The sequence below is a fragment of the Flagellimonas meridianipacifica genome (genome assembly GCF_003001695.1).
Classification (GTDB): Bacteria; Bacteroidota; Bacteroidia; order Flavobacteriales; family Flavobacteriaceae; genus Flagellimonas; species Flagellimonas meridianipacifica.
The window spans coordinates 1-14,176 of record NZ_PVYX01000002.1 but is presented as its reverse complement, the minus strand read 5'-3'; the positions used below and the strand labels follow the sequence as shown (position 1 = coordinate 14,176).

General features: G+C 39.6%; 7 protein-coding genes. 3 read left to right on the top strand and 4 right to left on the bottom strand.

Features of this window, described 5'->3' with window-relative positions; translation table 11 throughout:
• Positions 1-10 precede the first annotated feature (10 nt).
• Positions 11-1,396, bottom strand: coding sequence for a sodium:proton antiporter NhaD (gene nhaD, locus CLV81_RS09840; RefSeq protein WP_106144975.1), 1,386 nt, complete (start codon positions 1,394-1,396; stop codon positions 11-13).
• Positions 1,397-1,628: 232 nt separating this feature from the next.
• Here nhaD and CLV81_RS09835 point away from each other — a divergent pair, with 232 nt between their 5' ends.
• The 3 genes from CLV81_RS09835 (at position 1,629) to CLV81_RS09825 (ending at position 9,077) form a co-directional block, all read left to right on the top strand.
• Positions 1,629-2,771: an acyl-CoA dehydrogenase family protein gene (locus CLV81_RS09835; RefSeq protein WP_106144974.1), complete on the top strand. Its 1,143-nt coding sequence runs from the start codon at positions 1,629-1,631 to the stop codon at positions 2,769-2,771.
• 326 nt (positions 2,772-3,097) lie between these two features.
• The gene (gene gltB / locus CLV81_RS09830) at positions 3,098-7,603 is read left to right on the top strand and encodes a glutamate synthase large subunit (RefSeq protein WP_106144973.1); all 4,506 of its coding nucleotides are present in this window, start codon (positions 3,098-3,100) and stop codon (positions 7,601-7,603) included.
• Positions 7,604-7,610: 7 nt separating this feature from the next.
• On the top strand, positions 7,611-9,077 hold the full coding sequence (locus tag CLV81_RS09825; protein ID WP_106144972.1) for a glutamate synthase subunit beta: 1,467 nt from the start codon (positions 7,611-7,613) through the stop codon (positions 9,075-9,077).
• A 62-nt stretch (positions 9,078-9,139) separates the two neighbouring features.
• Here the strand turns inward: CLV81_RS09825 and CLV81_RS09820 are convergent, their stop codons facing one another.
• The 3 genes from CLV81_RS09820 to CLV81_RS09810 form a co-directional block, all read right to left on the bottom strand.
• The gene (locus CLV81_RS09820; protein WP_106144971.1) at positions 9,140-10,873 is read right to left on the bottom strand and encodes a T9SS type A sorting domain-containing protein; all 1,734 of its coding nucleotides are present in this window, start codon (positions 10,871-10,873) and stop codon (positions 9,140-9,142) included.
• A 558-nt stretch (positions 10,874-11,431) separates the two neighbouring features.
• A complete protein-coding gene (locus CLV81_RS09815; RefSeq protein WP_106144970.1) occupies positions 11,432-11,932 on the bottom strand; it encodes a hypothetical protein in 501 nt (166 codons plus the stop codon).
• Positions 11,933-12,128: 196 nt separating this feature from the next.
• Positions 12,129-14,063, bottom strand: coding sequence for a helix-turn-helix domain-containing protein (locus CLV81_RS09810; RefSeq protein ID WP_106144969.1), 1,935 nt, complete (start codon positions 14,061-14,063; stop codon positions 12,129-12,131).
• Between the last annotated feature and the right edge of the window lie 113 nt (positions 14,064-14,176).

Below are 14,176 nucleotides of genomic sequence, written 5' to 3'. Positions count from 1 at the left end.
AAGTATCTCTTTAAAGGAAAAATCGCATTGCGATAAAACCGATAGCTCCGGCAATGAAACCTAAAAGCGCCAACCATGCTATCTTTTTCAGATACCAGAAAAAGTCAATCTTTTCCATACCCATGGCCACAACGCCAGCTGCTGAGCCGATAATAAGCATACTACCCCCTGTCCCAGCAGAATAGGCAATAAAGTGCCATAAAGGATTATCCAAAGGTTCAGAGAACATTCCCAAACTGGCGGCAACCAAAGGCACGTTGTCAATAACAGCAGAACCGACACCTAGAATCAGTACAACCAAATCGGAAACTTCGGTACCCTCCAGTTCCGTACCAATCAAACCAATACCTTGCTTTAGGCCCTCAGCAAAATTGAAAAGTAGACCTAAGGACTCTAGAGCGGCAACTGCCATCAAAATTCCCAAAAAGAATAAAATACTGGGCAACTCAATTTTAGTCAATGCACTATGCACCGGACTATGGTGGGATCCGGCATCACTTTCATGGTTTACAGAAGAAATGGAAATCTTAGTTTGACTATATATTTCTGCAAAAGTGGCGACTACGGCAAGAGAGAGCATCATACCTACGTAGGGTGGCAAATGCGTCACTGTTTTGAATATGGGTACAAAAACAATGGCTCCTAATCCCAAGTAAAGCATTCTTGCTCCAAACTTTGATTTGGATGGTGTGGCATCTTCAACCTCAATTTCTCCTTTGAAAGGAGTCAAAAAAGACGCAATGAATGTTGGAACCAACATACAAATTAAGGAAGGTAGCAATAGATAACTTATGAGTTTTCCAGTGGACACTTTGTTTCCAATCCAAAGCATGGTAGTCGTAACATCTCCAATAGGCGACCATGCACCACCGGCATTGGCAGCAATTACGATTAAACCTGCATACCAAAGTCTGGAATTCCTATCATTCACAATTTTTTGTAGTATGGAAATCAAAACTATGGTTGCAGTAAGGTTATCTATTATAGCGGAAAGGATGAAGGCCAAGAAGGCAAAAATCCAAAGTATCTTTTTCTTGCTCCGTGTCTTTATAAATGTTTTGATAGTTGCGAAACCATCGAAATAATCAATAATCTCAACAATGGTCATGGCCCCTAATAGGAAAACCAATATTTCAGAAGTCTTTCCTAAATGATGCAACAAGGTTTCTTCCAATAAGTGCATCTTGTCTTCATGCCCCAATGCTCCGAAATTATCAAGCAAAGCATGTTTCCCAGAATCAAACCAAGAAGTAAACCCGTCGATTCCAAAAGCCATCATAGCCCATAAAATGGCCATCATAGCCAAAGCTGGAATAAGCTTATCAATTTTAAGGTTATGTTCTAAAGTAATGGCAAGATATCCAAGAACAAAAATGACTATCAGTAAGGTTTCCATAGGTCAGTTGGTTTATTTTGTTGTTAAGTCTACAATACTAAGTCTAGTTTGCTAAAGATATTCAAAATGAGTTTGCCCACATAATCTCATTGCAGAAAAATACAAATCGAGCAGAGCTACCATTCTGTAAACCCAATTCTTTTAAACCATTCTCAATTATGCGTCCATTCCTTTAGAAATTCCCTACCTAAACACTATATTTGCAAACCTTTTTTAACTATTTTTCAATATTATGGATTTCTCTCTTTCTGAAGAACATTTGATGATACAGCAAGCTGCCAAAGATTTTGCAGAAACTGAATTGCTTCCCGGAGTTATTGAACGGGATGAAGCACAGGAGTTTCCAGCGGAACAGGTCAAAAAAATGGGAGAGCTTGGATTTATGGGGATGATGGTGAATGAAAAATACGGAGGTAGCGGAATGGATACGCTTTCCTACGTTTTGGTTATGGAAGAGTTATCAAAAATTGATGCTTCGGCATCCGTAGTGGTTTCTGTAAACAACTCTTTGGTTTGTTGGGGACTGGAAACCTACGGCACGGAGGCACAGAAAGAAAAATATTTATCAAGGTTAACCACAGGAGAGGCCATTGGTGCTTTTTGCCTATCTGAACCTGAAGCGGGAAGCGACGCAACATCCCAAAAGACCACCGCTTTGGAAAATGGTGACCATTATATTCTTAACGGTACCAAAAACTGGATTACCAACGGAAATTCTGCTGAAGTCTATCTGGTCATCGCCCAAACTCATATTGATAAAGGACATAAAGGAATCAATGCTTTTATCGTTGAAAAGGGAATGGATGGTTTTGAAATAGGTCCAAAAGAAAACAAATTGGGCATCCGTGGAAGTGACACACATTCTTTGATTTTCAATGATGTCAAAGTACCAAAAGAAAATAGAATTGGTGAAGATGGATTTGGTTTCAAATTTGCCATGAAAACCTTGGCCGGAGGAAGAATTGGTATTGCCGCACAAGCCTTGGGAATTGCCGCAGGAGCTTATGAACTCGCAAAAAAATATTCAAAAGAAAGAAAAGCATTTGGTACGGAAATAAGCAATCATCAAGCCATAGCTTTCAAATTGGCCGATATGCATACCAAAATTGAAGCAGCCAGACATTTGGTTTACAAATCAGCTTGGGATAAAGATAATGGCAACAATTACGATTTATCCGGAGCCATGGCCAAATTATATGCATCCGAGGTAGCTATGGAAACCGCAGTAGAAGCCGTTCAGGTACATGGAGGAAATGGATTTGTTAAGGATTATCATGTGGAACGCTTAATGCGAGATGCCAAAATCACTCAAATCTACGAGGGTACTTCAGAAATCCAAAAAATTGTGATTTCTCGTAGTGTTCTTAGGGATTAGTATAAACCGTGTTTTATTAAAAAACCCAACCTCTAAAAAAATAAGGGGCGGTTGTTCAAAGAGTATATGTTTTTTATAAAACACCTCCTTTTTTATAGGGCATTTGTCACTTTATTTTTTTTACAATAGCCTTATCCCCTTATTTTTTAAGACTTGCCCTGTCTAGAATGACCTGTTTTGAGATAATGATAATTTAACATCTCTCTTTTTTTTGTATTCCGTTATTTTTAACGATTTAATTCAATACCTACATATTTTCTATACATTTTTAATATATGCTGATATTATCTCATCTCAAATGATATTTTTGAAGAAATGTCGCAACGATGAGATTGAAAAAACAAGGATTATATCTGCCGGAATTTGAACATGACAACTGTGGAGCAGGTTTCATATGTAGCCTAAAGGGAAGAAAGTCCAATGATATTATTCACAAAGCTTTAGAGATTTTAGATAAACTGGAGCACAGGGGTGCGGTTAGTGCCGATGGCAAAACAGGTGATGGCGCTGGTATCCTTATTGATATCCCACATGATTTTTTTACTGAGGTATGCAAATTTGACCTTCCTCAACCTGGAGAGTACGCCGTAGGCAACGTTTTTTTACCTCAAAAAGAAAATCAAAGGAAGTTTTGCATAGATACCTTTGAAAATAACTTAAAAGAGCAGGGATTGCAACTTTTAGGATGGCGGGATGTTCCAGTAAACCGTTCCGTTCCTGGAAGAATAGCCAAAGAAACCGAGCCTTATGTAAAACAGGTATTTGTTGCTAAGGGCAATGCTTTGGATGATTTTCAATTTAATTTGAAGCTGTTCATTGCAAGGAAAGTCACGGAACATGCCATCATAGAAAGCAAACTATCCCAATCACAGTTCTTTTATTTACCTAGCCTTTCCACAAAGATTATCATCTTCAAGGGGCTGTTGGTCCCGCAGGATATAAGCAAATACTATGAAGACTTACTGGACCCTAGGGTAGTAACACGATTGTCTTTGGTCCATCAACGTTTTTCCACTAACACATTCCCCACTTGGGATTTGGCCCAACCCTTTAGGTATATGTGCCACAATGGGGAAATCAACACGCTTCGTGGAAATGTTTCTCGAATGCGTTCCAGAGAAGAACTTTTGCAAAGCGATTGGTTTGGTCAAGATATTAAACGAATACTTCCCATTGTGTTACCTGGCAAGTCTGATTCCGCAAGTATGGACATGGTAGTGGAATTGCTCTTAATGACAGGTCGCTCCTTACCTGAAGTAATGATGATGTTGGTTCCAGAAGCTTGGGAGAAGAATGAAGAAATGTCGGAAACCAAAAAGGCCTTCTACGAATATAACTCTTGCCTTATGGAGCCCTGGGATGGTCCTGCTTCGATTCCTTTTACAGACGGAAACTATATCGGTGCCGTTTTGGATAGAAATGGTCTGCGTCCCTCTAGATATTCGGTCACTAAAAAAGGATATGTAATTATGTCCTCGGAAACGGGTGTGGTTGATTTAGAACCTGAGGATATAGAATTCCACGGTCGACTGGAACCTGGAAAAATGTTCTTGGTCAACATGGAAGAAGGCAGAATTGTTAATGATGAAGAAATCAAGGAATCCATTGCCAAAAAGCATCCGTATAAAAAATGGCTAAACGATAATCTAGTACACCTAAAAGATATTCCTTACAATGATTGTCCAGTATTTTATGGTGAATTTCCATTGGAGACACGTACTTCCGCTTTTGGGTATACTTTAGAAGATATAAATACCATTATCCTGCCGATGGCAAAAAACGGCAAAGAACCTATTGGTTCTATGGGGTCTGATACACCCATCGCAGTGCTCTCGGAAAGGCCTCAACTTATATACAATTACTTCAAACAGCTTTTCGCACAGGTGACCAACCCTCCTCTAGATGGTATTCGGGAAGAATTGATAACGGATATTAGCCTCACCTTGGGTAGCGACCATAATATTTTTGATTTTTCCGAAGTGCATTGCCGAAAACTGAAAATCCAGAATCCTGTCATTTCCAAGGAAGATTTGGATAAGATTAAAAATTACGACAGTAGCCCTGACTATAAAGTGGTATCCATATCCATGTTATATGAGGTAAATAAGGGCCATAATGGATTGGAAGAAGCTTTGGATTCGATTTTGCAACAGGCTTCAACCGCCATTGACCAAGGAGCCAATATCATTATTTTGTCCGATAGAATGGTCAGCACGGAAATGGCAGCTATTCCGGCTCTGTTAGCGTGTTCTTTTGTGAACAGCGGCTTACGAAAAATGGGCAAGCGTTCCAAGTTGAGTATTATTGTGGAATCTGCCGAACCAAGGGAAGTTCATCATTTTGCCTTGCTTTTTGGATTTGGTGCAAGTGCCATTAACCCCTATTTGGTCAATGAAATAATAGGGCAACAAATCAAGGAAAACGATATTACGGAGTACACTTTCGATGAAGCCATCAAGAATTATAACAAAGCCATTGGTAAAGGTATTCTTAAGGTGATGAACAAAATCGGGATTTCTACCTTAAACTCCTACCGAGGTTCACAATTGTTTGAATGCATTGGGATAAATACCCAAGTGGTAGAAAAATATTTCCCCAACACCCCTACACGTATTCAAGGAATTGGATTGTACGAGATTGAGAAAGAAATCGCCAAAAGACATAACAAGGCATTCAAGAAACAGGAGTTGGCCGCAAATCTTGATTTAGAGATAGGTGGAGAGTATCGCTGGAGAAGAGACGGGGAAAAGCACATGTTCAACCCGCTCAGTGTGGCCAAACTGCAAAAGGCGGTACGAAATAACGAACCGGGAACTTATAAGGAATACTCAGAATTGGTCAATGAGCAGTCCAAAAATCTAATGACCATTCGAGGATTGTTCGAGTTCTCCAACTATGACCCTATTCCAATAGAAGAAGTGGAACCATGGACAGAAATTGTTAAGCGTTTTAAAACAGGTGCCATGTCTTATGGAAGTATAAGCAAAGAGGCACATGAAAACTTGGCAATAGCCATGAACCGAATTGGAGGAAAGAGCAATTCTGGCGAAGGAGGTGAAGATTCCACCCGTTTTTACAAGAACCAATCCGGGGATTGGAAAAACAGTGCTATAAAACAAGTGGCCTCAGGTAGATTCGGTGTTACTTCCAATTACTTGACCAATGCTCAAGAAATCCAGATAAAAATGGCCCAAGGAGCGAAGCCAGGTGAAGGTGGACAGCTGCCAGGACCAAAAGTAAACCCGGCGATAGCCAAAACAAGGAATTCAACTCCCTATGTAGGCCTGATTTCCCCACCACCCCATCACGATATCTATTCCATAGAAGACTTATCCCAGTTGATTTATGATTTAAAATCAGCGAACCGAGAAGCACGAGTGAACGTGAAATTAGTCTCGGAAGTTGGTGTTGGAACAGTCGCTGCCGGGGTCTCGAAAGCTAAGGCCGATGTTATTTTAATATCAGGTTTTGATGGAGGTACGGGAGCTTCCCCACTAACCTCATTAAAACATGCCGGATTGCCATGGGAATTGGGTATTGCCGAGGCACAACAGACTTTAGTCCTTAACGATTTGCGGAACCGTGTTGTCTTGGAGTGCGACGGCCAGCTAAAAACCGGAAGAGATGTTGCCATAGCTTGCCTTTTGGGAGCAGAAGAGTTCGGATTTGCAACAGCCCCATTGGTTGCTTCCGGTTGTGTAATGATGCGCGTTTGTCATCTGAATACCTGCCCTGTCGGTATAGCCACACAGAATCCTGAGCTACGCAAAAAATTCAAGGGTAAACCAGAACATGTGGTCAATTACATGTATTTCGTTGCCCAAGAACTTCGGGAGATTATGGCCAAACTTGGTTTCCGAACAGTCAATGAAATGGTGGGGCAAGTACAAAAATTGGATAGAAAGAAAGCAATTGAGCACTATAAGGCTTCAGGTATCGATTTAAGCCCAATTCTTTACCAAATAGACGTTCCAGAAGGGACCAAACTATACAATACTGAGAAACAAGAACATTCCGTGAACCATTCCATAGAGTTCGACATAATTGCCAAAGCACACCCTGCCTTGTTTAGGAAGGAAAAAACCACTTTAGATTTCCCAATTCACAATACTGATAGAGCGGTAGGTGCCATCATAAGCAATGAAATATCCAAGATTTATGGTGCGGACGGACTGCCGGAAAATACCTTAAAGTTGAATTTTACGGGCTCCGCAGGGCAAAGTTTTGGTGCTTTTGCCACTAAAGGTCTTACAATGGTAGTCAATGGAAATACCAACGATTATCTGGGCAAAGGACTTTCCGGAGCGAAACTTATTATCAAGGTTCCTTACAAATCCACGTTGCAACCTGAAGAAAACATCATAACGGGTAACGTCACACTTTATGGTGCCACTTCGGGTGAAGCTTATATCAATGGTAAGGCTGGAGAGCGTTTCTGTGTTAGAAATTCTGGAGCAAAAGCAGTTGTGGAAGGCATTGGCGACCATGGCTGTGAGTACATGACGGGAGGGGTTGCAGTAATTCTCGGGGCCGTAGGCAGAAACTTTGGTGCCGGAATGAGCGGGGGAATTGCCTATGTCTATGATATTGACGATTCTTTCAGACAAAGATGTAATGGAGAAGCTTTGAATCTTCTTTCAGTGGAAGAAGAAAGTGATATCCAAGAACTAAGGCAGCTTATCGAAAATCATTATAATGCCACCCTAAGTCCTATTGCCCAAAACATTTTAGAAAATTGGGAGAGTGCCTTGCCCAAGTTCATCAAGGTATTCCCTGAAGAGTATAGACAGGCGTTAATTCGTTTGGAACAGGAAAAATTACAAACCTTATAATTTTATCATGGGAAAAATAACAGGATTCATGGAGTTTGACAGAAAGGTGGAATCCTACACCCCTGTCAAGGAGCGTATAAAAAACTATAAGGAATTCACCCAACCTCTAAAAGAGGGTGAAATTAAAAAACAAGGGGCTAGATGTATGGACTGTGGTATACCGTTTTGTCACAGTGGATGTCCTTTGGGAAATCTTATCCCCGATTTTAATGATGCAGTGTATCGCGGAAAATGGGAAAAAGCTGCTGAAATTCTACATTCAACCAATAACTTTCCGGAATTTACTGGACGGTTGTGCCCAGCACCTTGTGAAGAGGCTTGTGTCTTGGGAATCAATGAAGATCCCGTATCCATTGAGAACATTGAAAAGAACATCGTGGAAACTGCGTTTGACAAGGGATGGGTAAAACCAATTTTGCCAAACAAAAGAACAGGTAAAAAAGTGGTAGTTGTTGGTTCGGGTCCGGCAGGATTGGCTACGGCTCAACAATTAAATCGTGCAGGGCATAGTGTAACGGTCTTGGAAAGAGATGAGAAAATCGGGGGGTTGCTCCGTTATGGTATACCAGACTTCAAAATGGAAAAGCATATCATAGATAGACGTTTGGAGATTATGGAAAAAGAGGGAATCATTTTTGAAACTGGAGTCAACGTAGGAGTTGACATCCTTGCCAATGACCTCAAACATGTATATGACGCGATTGTACTATGTGGTGGAGCTACGGTAAGGCGCCAACTTCCAATTCCTGGAGCAGATTTGAAAGGAGTCGTCCAAGCCATGGATTTTTTACCTCAAAACAATAGAAAAGTGGATGGCATTCCATTTAAAGGGGAAAATCTTTCTGCGGAAAGCAAACAAGTAATCGTGATTGGTGGAGGGGACACAGGTTCGGATTGTATTGGAACTTCAATACGACACGGTGCAAAAAGCGTTACCAATTTTGAGATTATGCCCAAGGCCACTTTAGATAGACCCGAGGGACAGCCTTGGCCTTTTTGGCCCATGCGATTGCGGACCAGCTCTTCCCACAAAGAAGGGGCAGAACGTGTATTTAGTATAGCCACAAAAAAATTCATTGGGGATGACAAGGGTAACCTGAAGAGCTTGCTTACCGTGGAAGTGGAATGGGTAAAAGTTCCTGGAAAAAGACCTCAGTTAAAAGAAATTGAAGGAACGGAAAAAAAGTGGGATTGTGATTTGGCTTTACTAGCATTAGGTTTCACAGGTTCAGAAACCACAATAGCCGAGCAATTAGGCCTTGAAATGGATGTAAGAACCAATATCAAAGCTACTTCAAAAGACTACAAAACCAATGTCCCTGGCGTTTTTGTGGCTGGTGATCAGCGTAGGGGCCAATCTCTAATTGTTTGGGCTATTTCAGAGGGGCGTCAGGCAGCCCATCATGTAGATGCCTATTTAATGGGAGTTTCCAATCTACCACTAAAAGGAGAAGGAGATTTACCAAGAGTATAGGTCCTTTAAAACAAAAACTCCCTTCATAGAGATGGGAGTTTTGCTTCTTCATTTATCAATCCTTATCGTATAATCAAACGATGAACTTCAGTTTTCTCTGGGGTTACTAATTTTAAAAAATATAGTCCCGCTCTAAACTGCTCTACGTTAAAAGAGCTGCCAATACTGTAATTACCGTTGTACACAATCTTTCCGTCCAAGGAAATCAGCTGCATATGTACTTTTTTATAACTCGCATTTTCCAATCTGAAAGTGGAACTCGTTGGATTAGGGTAAAACAAAGTTCTTGCCTCTTGTTCTTTTGATAATCCATCAAACAATTCAATATCCTCCGGAATACCGGCTAGTAATGCAGTACTTGACAAAAACTCATAAGCTCCAATATCAAAATTTGAACCAGATGGTCTTGCGGTATTATCCATATCAAAAGTAATACCCCAGCTGGTGAGGTTAGAACCCTGGTCAACAACTGATGATGAGGATGAACTTGGACTATAATCGTGGTTAACGGTATCTGTTAAGCCTAGTGTATCGATTTGACGTGTCATTATGTTTGTATAGATGTTGGTTAACAAACTATCCCTAGTTTCACGCTCATTGAAGTCAAAATAGCTCTCCTGATTTTGTTTCCAAGTGTTTCCCCCTTCAAAATCGTATCCTGGGTCTACAACTAGATTATTCACAAAATGGGATGGTACTTCGCTCTGATTTCTATAGAGGTCAGCTGGGTCTACTGGATGAAGCACGGTGGTATTATAATGGACTCCGGCGCGTTCAGGTTCAATGATGGTATTGTTCGCGATATAATATCCTTCGGTGATGTCTTCGAACTCATGACGATTATGCAAAAACACACCATGCATCTTGGGTTTAATGAATACATTGTTGTATACCTTAGTACCGCTCTCTCCATTGATGATCTGCATGCCCCAACCTTTCTCCAAGGGTCCGTTTTCGATGAAGTTATTGTAAACATCATAGGTGCCACCACCTAGACTCATGGCAAAGGCCTGCCCCCATCTCCCATCAGTTCCATAATTGTAGATGGTGTTATCGTATATTTTTCCATTCTCTCTAGTTAGATTCACTTGAATGGCGTCCCATCCTGTATTCTCGACTACGTTGTCATATATTTCAACATCTTCGAGCCAATGACCATATACCATGGTACCACTGCAATTTCTTCCATCATCTAGTTTATACCCTATGGTGAATCCAATGTACATTCCTTCCCCACCGGTATCATGAATATAATTATCATGGATATCAAGGTTTTTCATTATAAACCCATTTGACCTCCATGTTTCAGATTTATTGCAATCTGGATCTGTTTTCGCCATTAAGCCTGCGAAACCTGCTGATGCCACTTCAATATGATCTATTTCAACATCAGTACTCAATGCGCTAAGTACAACTCCCATGGACCAAGAACCTGTGCCGGTTATTTTAATCCCATAGTTCACTGAAGAATCTCCGGTTCCTGTCAAATGAATGTACTTGCTATTCTTGAACTCTAAAGCAGAATAGGCAGTTTCATTTAGCGTGACTTGACCACCACAGTTCTTAAACACAACCGGATTACTTGCATCACCTTCAAAATCGTAAAATCGAATTCCAGCATAGTTCCCTGAAGGAATACAAATGGTATCCCCAGGAGAATAACTGATTTGTGAAGCCCAGACTAAATTTAGGGTTGTAGAAGACAATCCAGATAAGGTCACATCGCAATTACAGGACTGACCATTTACAATGGTAAATGATAGAAAAGCAAAGAAAAATAGTAACGGTTTATTCATAGTATTCAGATTAATTGGTTACTTAAACGAATACCATAACAGCACTTGATTTTAGCAAGTGTTTCGGTTGGGGAAATTGAAATTGTAAGTTGAGACGGCTCAAAAATACATATTAACATGTATTTACCTACAAAAAAGTGATGATTTGCTAATTATTTTGTTGGACACTTGTGGTTTTGCCTAAAATCCCATCCTAGAAATAAATAGTGACCCTACAAGGTTGAGCATCATGGCTATCTTTAGAGAAACAAGGTCACTGATGAAGTCTATCATAATACCGCGCATTAAAACTCCAGCTAACAAACCATAATAATCTCTTAGCGATTTCAACACCAAAGAAATTGCTAACAGCAAAAGCACCTACTATTTCAAATCAAATCCACGATGGTTTTGTAAGTATTTTGACATCCACCACGAAATACCTTGTATACCTTCCACATTTCAACAAGAAAATTAAACCCATTGCCAAGAAACAATGTTGATTTAACTCTATGCTCTACTTTAAAAGCAGAAAGACCCCGTATGATTATACGAGGTCTTTTTTAATAAAATCTCCGATTATAGCTCCAAAAGATCTATTGTTACCCTTTTTGTTCTACCTTCCTTTGAAAGTTTTAACTTATAAACCTTGGTCTTGACTTTTTCCTTGTCATACATACTAATGTATTTGTTACCAACAATTTCCCATCCTTTGAAGTTCTTTGCCACCAATTTTTGAATGCTTTTTGGCGGTGCCACATCCCGAAATCGTTCCCATGAAGTAACAACTTGGCCCATTTTGTTGTATACAGTGGATATGTAACCATTTGTAGCTCGATGTATTACTTTAATACCTTCCGAATCATAGCTCTGACCATCCGCTAATTCCCGGACATCGTAATTTGCAGCTTTTAATTGTAAACCTTGTACAATTTTTGGAGTGTTCTGGTCTTTCACCTCGTAGAGATAAGAGCTGTTAGTTAAGGTAACATCTTCAAATGATTTTTTAAATGAATCCCCTTGTGAGTAACCAATTTGAAAAACTGTAAAAATCGCAAAACTTAAAACTAAACTTTTCATGACATAAATTTTAAATGATTAATAAATTATTTGATGTCACAAATATTGAAAGTCACGTAGCGCAACACATATTAACTATGTATCCATGTGTTACAAGTTTAATTGTAAGTCATTTAAAAAAAATTGAAAGTGTTTAAATAATGTATCATCTAAGGAATATCCGTTGCATTTATGGCCTTTTTGTGTGTTTTTATGTTTAGAAAGCTGGCTGCTTACCAAGGGGAGCAACTGGAAAACCCACTTTTTTATGGAGCTCTAAATAGCGTGCATCTTCCCTAATTGGTCTCAATAAGGGCTCAGAATGTAACCATACCATTTCATTTTCATGATTGTCGTAGGATTTGTTCAGCCAATAAAAGGCAGTATCGTATTCCTTTATATGACAATAATAAAGGGCAGTAAACCAGGCTGGGCTACCAGGCTTATTTTTTCTTTCAAAATCTTTTAGTAGCTCCAAAATTTCATTCACCCCCTCATCTTGCCCCAAAGATTCGTTGATTACTGCATGAAGCCAAATTATTATTGGCGGTCGATCAGGGGAAATCCTCATCAAATTATCCAGCCATTTTCTTGCTATCTGATATTCGCCCATGTGATACAGATATTTTACAGCATTTCTAACCCATTCAAAATCATCATTGTAGATAGCGTAATAATCTTTATACAAATCCAATGCCTCTTCCATTCTATTATTATAAAAAAGGGTTTCTGCGTACCAATAAATGTATAAGTTCTCATCTGCCTTTTTTAAGTCGTCAGCATTTTTCATGTAAACCAACGCTTCTTCATATTTCCCAGTATATAAAAGATACAGAGGGGCGATTAGGGTTTTATGGTAGTCCTCTTCTAACATGGCAAAATCCCATTCATTAAATAGCGCCATCCTCAGTCTTGCATCAATAACTTTTTTATTATTTGGCGCTACTTGCCCTGCTTTTAGAAGGTATTTTTTGGCTATCTCTCTTCCATCGCGACTATAGTAACCCCAATAACTAGAACCAAAATGCCATACAAGACTTAAATTCACATAAGCCTCTACAAATGTCGAATCTATTTGTACAGCTTTATTGTATAACCTTTTTGCATTGTCATAGCCGAGTTTAGTACCTTTTGACCATTCATAGTTCGCCTGTAGGTATAAGTCATAGGCCTGTTTATTGGAAGTAAGTATGGAAGCTATTTCATTTTCTTCAGTTTCGGTTATTTCTACCCCTATAGTTTCTGAAATGTTTTCCGCTACCATGGCTTGAAGTTTAAAAAGCTCATCGCTTACCCAGGTTTCATTATATTCTTGGTCCCAAAATTGTTGCTCACTTTCACCATCTATCATCTGCAGCTTGATACTTACGCTGTTTCCCGCTAACTGAAAGCTCCCTTGTATAACATTGTTTACGCCCAGTTCTTGTGCTATTTCTTTGATGGATTTGTCAATGACTTTGTACCGTGCTACAGATGTGTATGGAATCACTTTATCTATGGATTCTATTTTTGCCAACTTGTTTATGATGGCATCGGTCATTCCATCTGAGATATAATCTAAATTCTCATTACCACTCCAGTTTTTAAGAGGCAATACAGCGATGGACTTTTTTTCACTTCCATCCCTACCCTCCAAAGCAACTCCCATTTCGGCCTCTTGACTTCGACCCACATTCTTTCCTATTTGGATAACACCATAGAACAAAGCAATACTAATAATGGCCCCTATGGAATAAAAGACCCATTTTCTCTTTTGTGGTTGTTTCACATTTGAAGAACCGACTTGTACTATATCTTCCAAGTCATCTATGTTGTTTCTTATTTTTACCTCTCCAGGGGAATATCCCATGTAGTTCTTGAAACAAGTATTGAAATAAGTAGGGCTCGCAAAACCTACCTCATAGGCAACCTCCGAAACAGTCAAATCGGTTTCTCTCAATAGTTTCAGTCCCTCGTCAAGGCGAACCTCCCGTATGAACTGACTAACCGATTTACCAATACTCTTTTTGAGTTTTTTATGAAGTTGTGAACGACTCAATCCATATTCAGTGGCAAGGTCTTCCACGCTGAATTGTTCTTCCCTCAAATTGTCAAGGACAATTTGCCGGAGTTTGGATATAAAGGATGGGTTATTTCCCTCATTACCATTCATGGTAGAGCAATTTTAGTTCATTGGGGGGAGTGAATACCTTAAAATTACCTAAAACAGAGCAAAAATGGGTTGTGAATTAATCTAAAAGTAACTATTTGGGAAAGGTTCACATA

Coding starts and splice junctions, on each gene's coding strand:
- nhaD (WP_106144975.1), bottom strand. CDS start 1,396: ATGGAAACCTTACTGATAGTCATTTTTGTTCTTGGATATCTTGCCATT.
- CLV81_RS09835 (WP_106144974.1), top strand. CDS start 1,629: ATGGATTTCTCTCTTTCTGAAGAACATTTGATGATACAGCAAGCTGCC.
- gltB (WP_106144973.1), top strand. CDS start 3,098: ATGAGATTGAAAAAACAAGGATTATATCTGCCGGAATTTGAACATGAC.
- CLV81_RS09825 (WP_106144972.1), top strand. CDS start 7,611: ATGGGAAAAATAACAGGATTCATGGAGTTTGACAGAAAGGTGGAATCC.
- CLV81_RS09820 (WP_106144971.1), bottom strand. CDS start 10,873: ATGAATAAACCGTTACTATTTTTCTTTGCTTTTCTATCATTTACCATT.
- CLV81_RS09815 (WP_106144970.1), bottom strand. CDS start 11,932: ATGAAAAGTTTAGTTTTAAGTTTTGCGATTTTTACAGTTTTTCAAATT.
- CLV81_RS09810 (WP_106144969.1), bottom strand. CDS start 14,063: ATGAATGGTAATGAGGGAAATAACCCATCCTTTATATCCAAACTCCGG.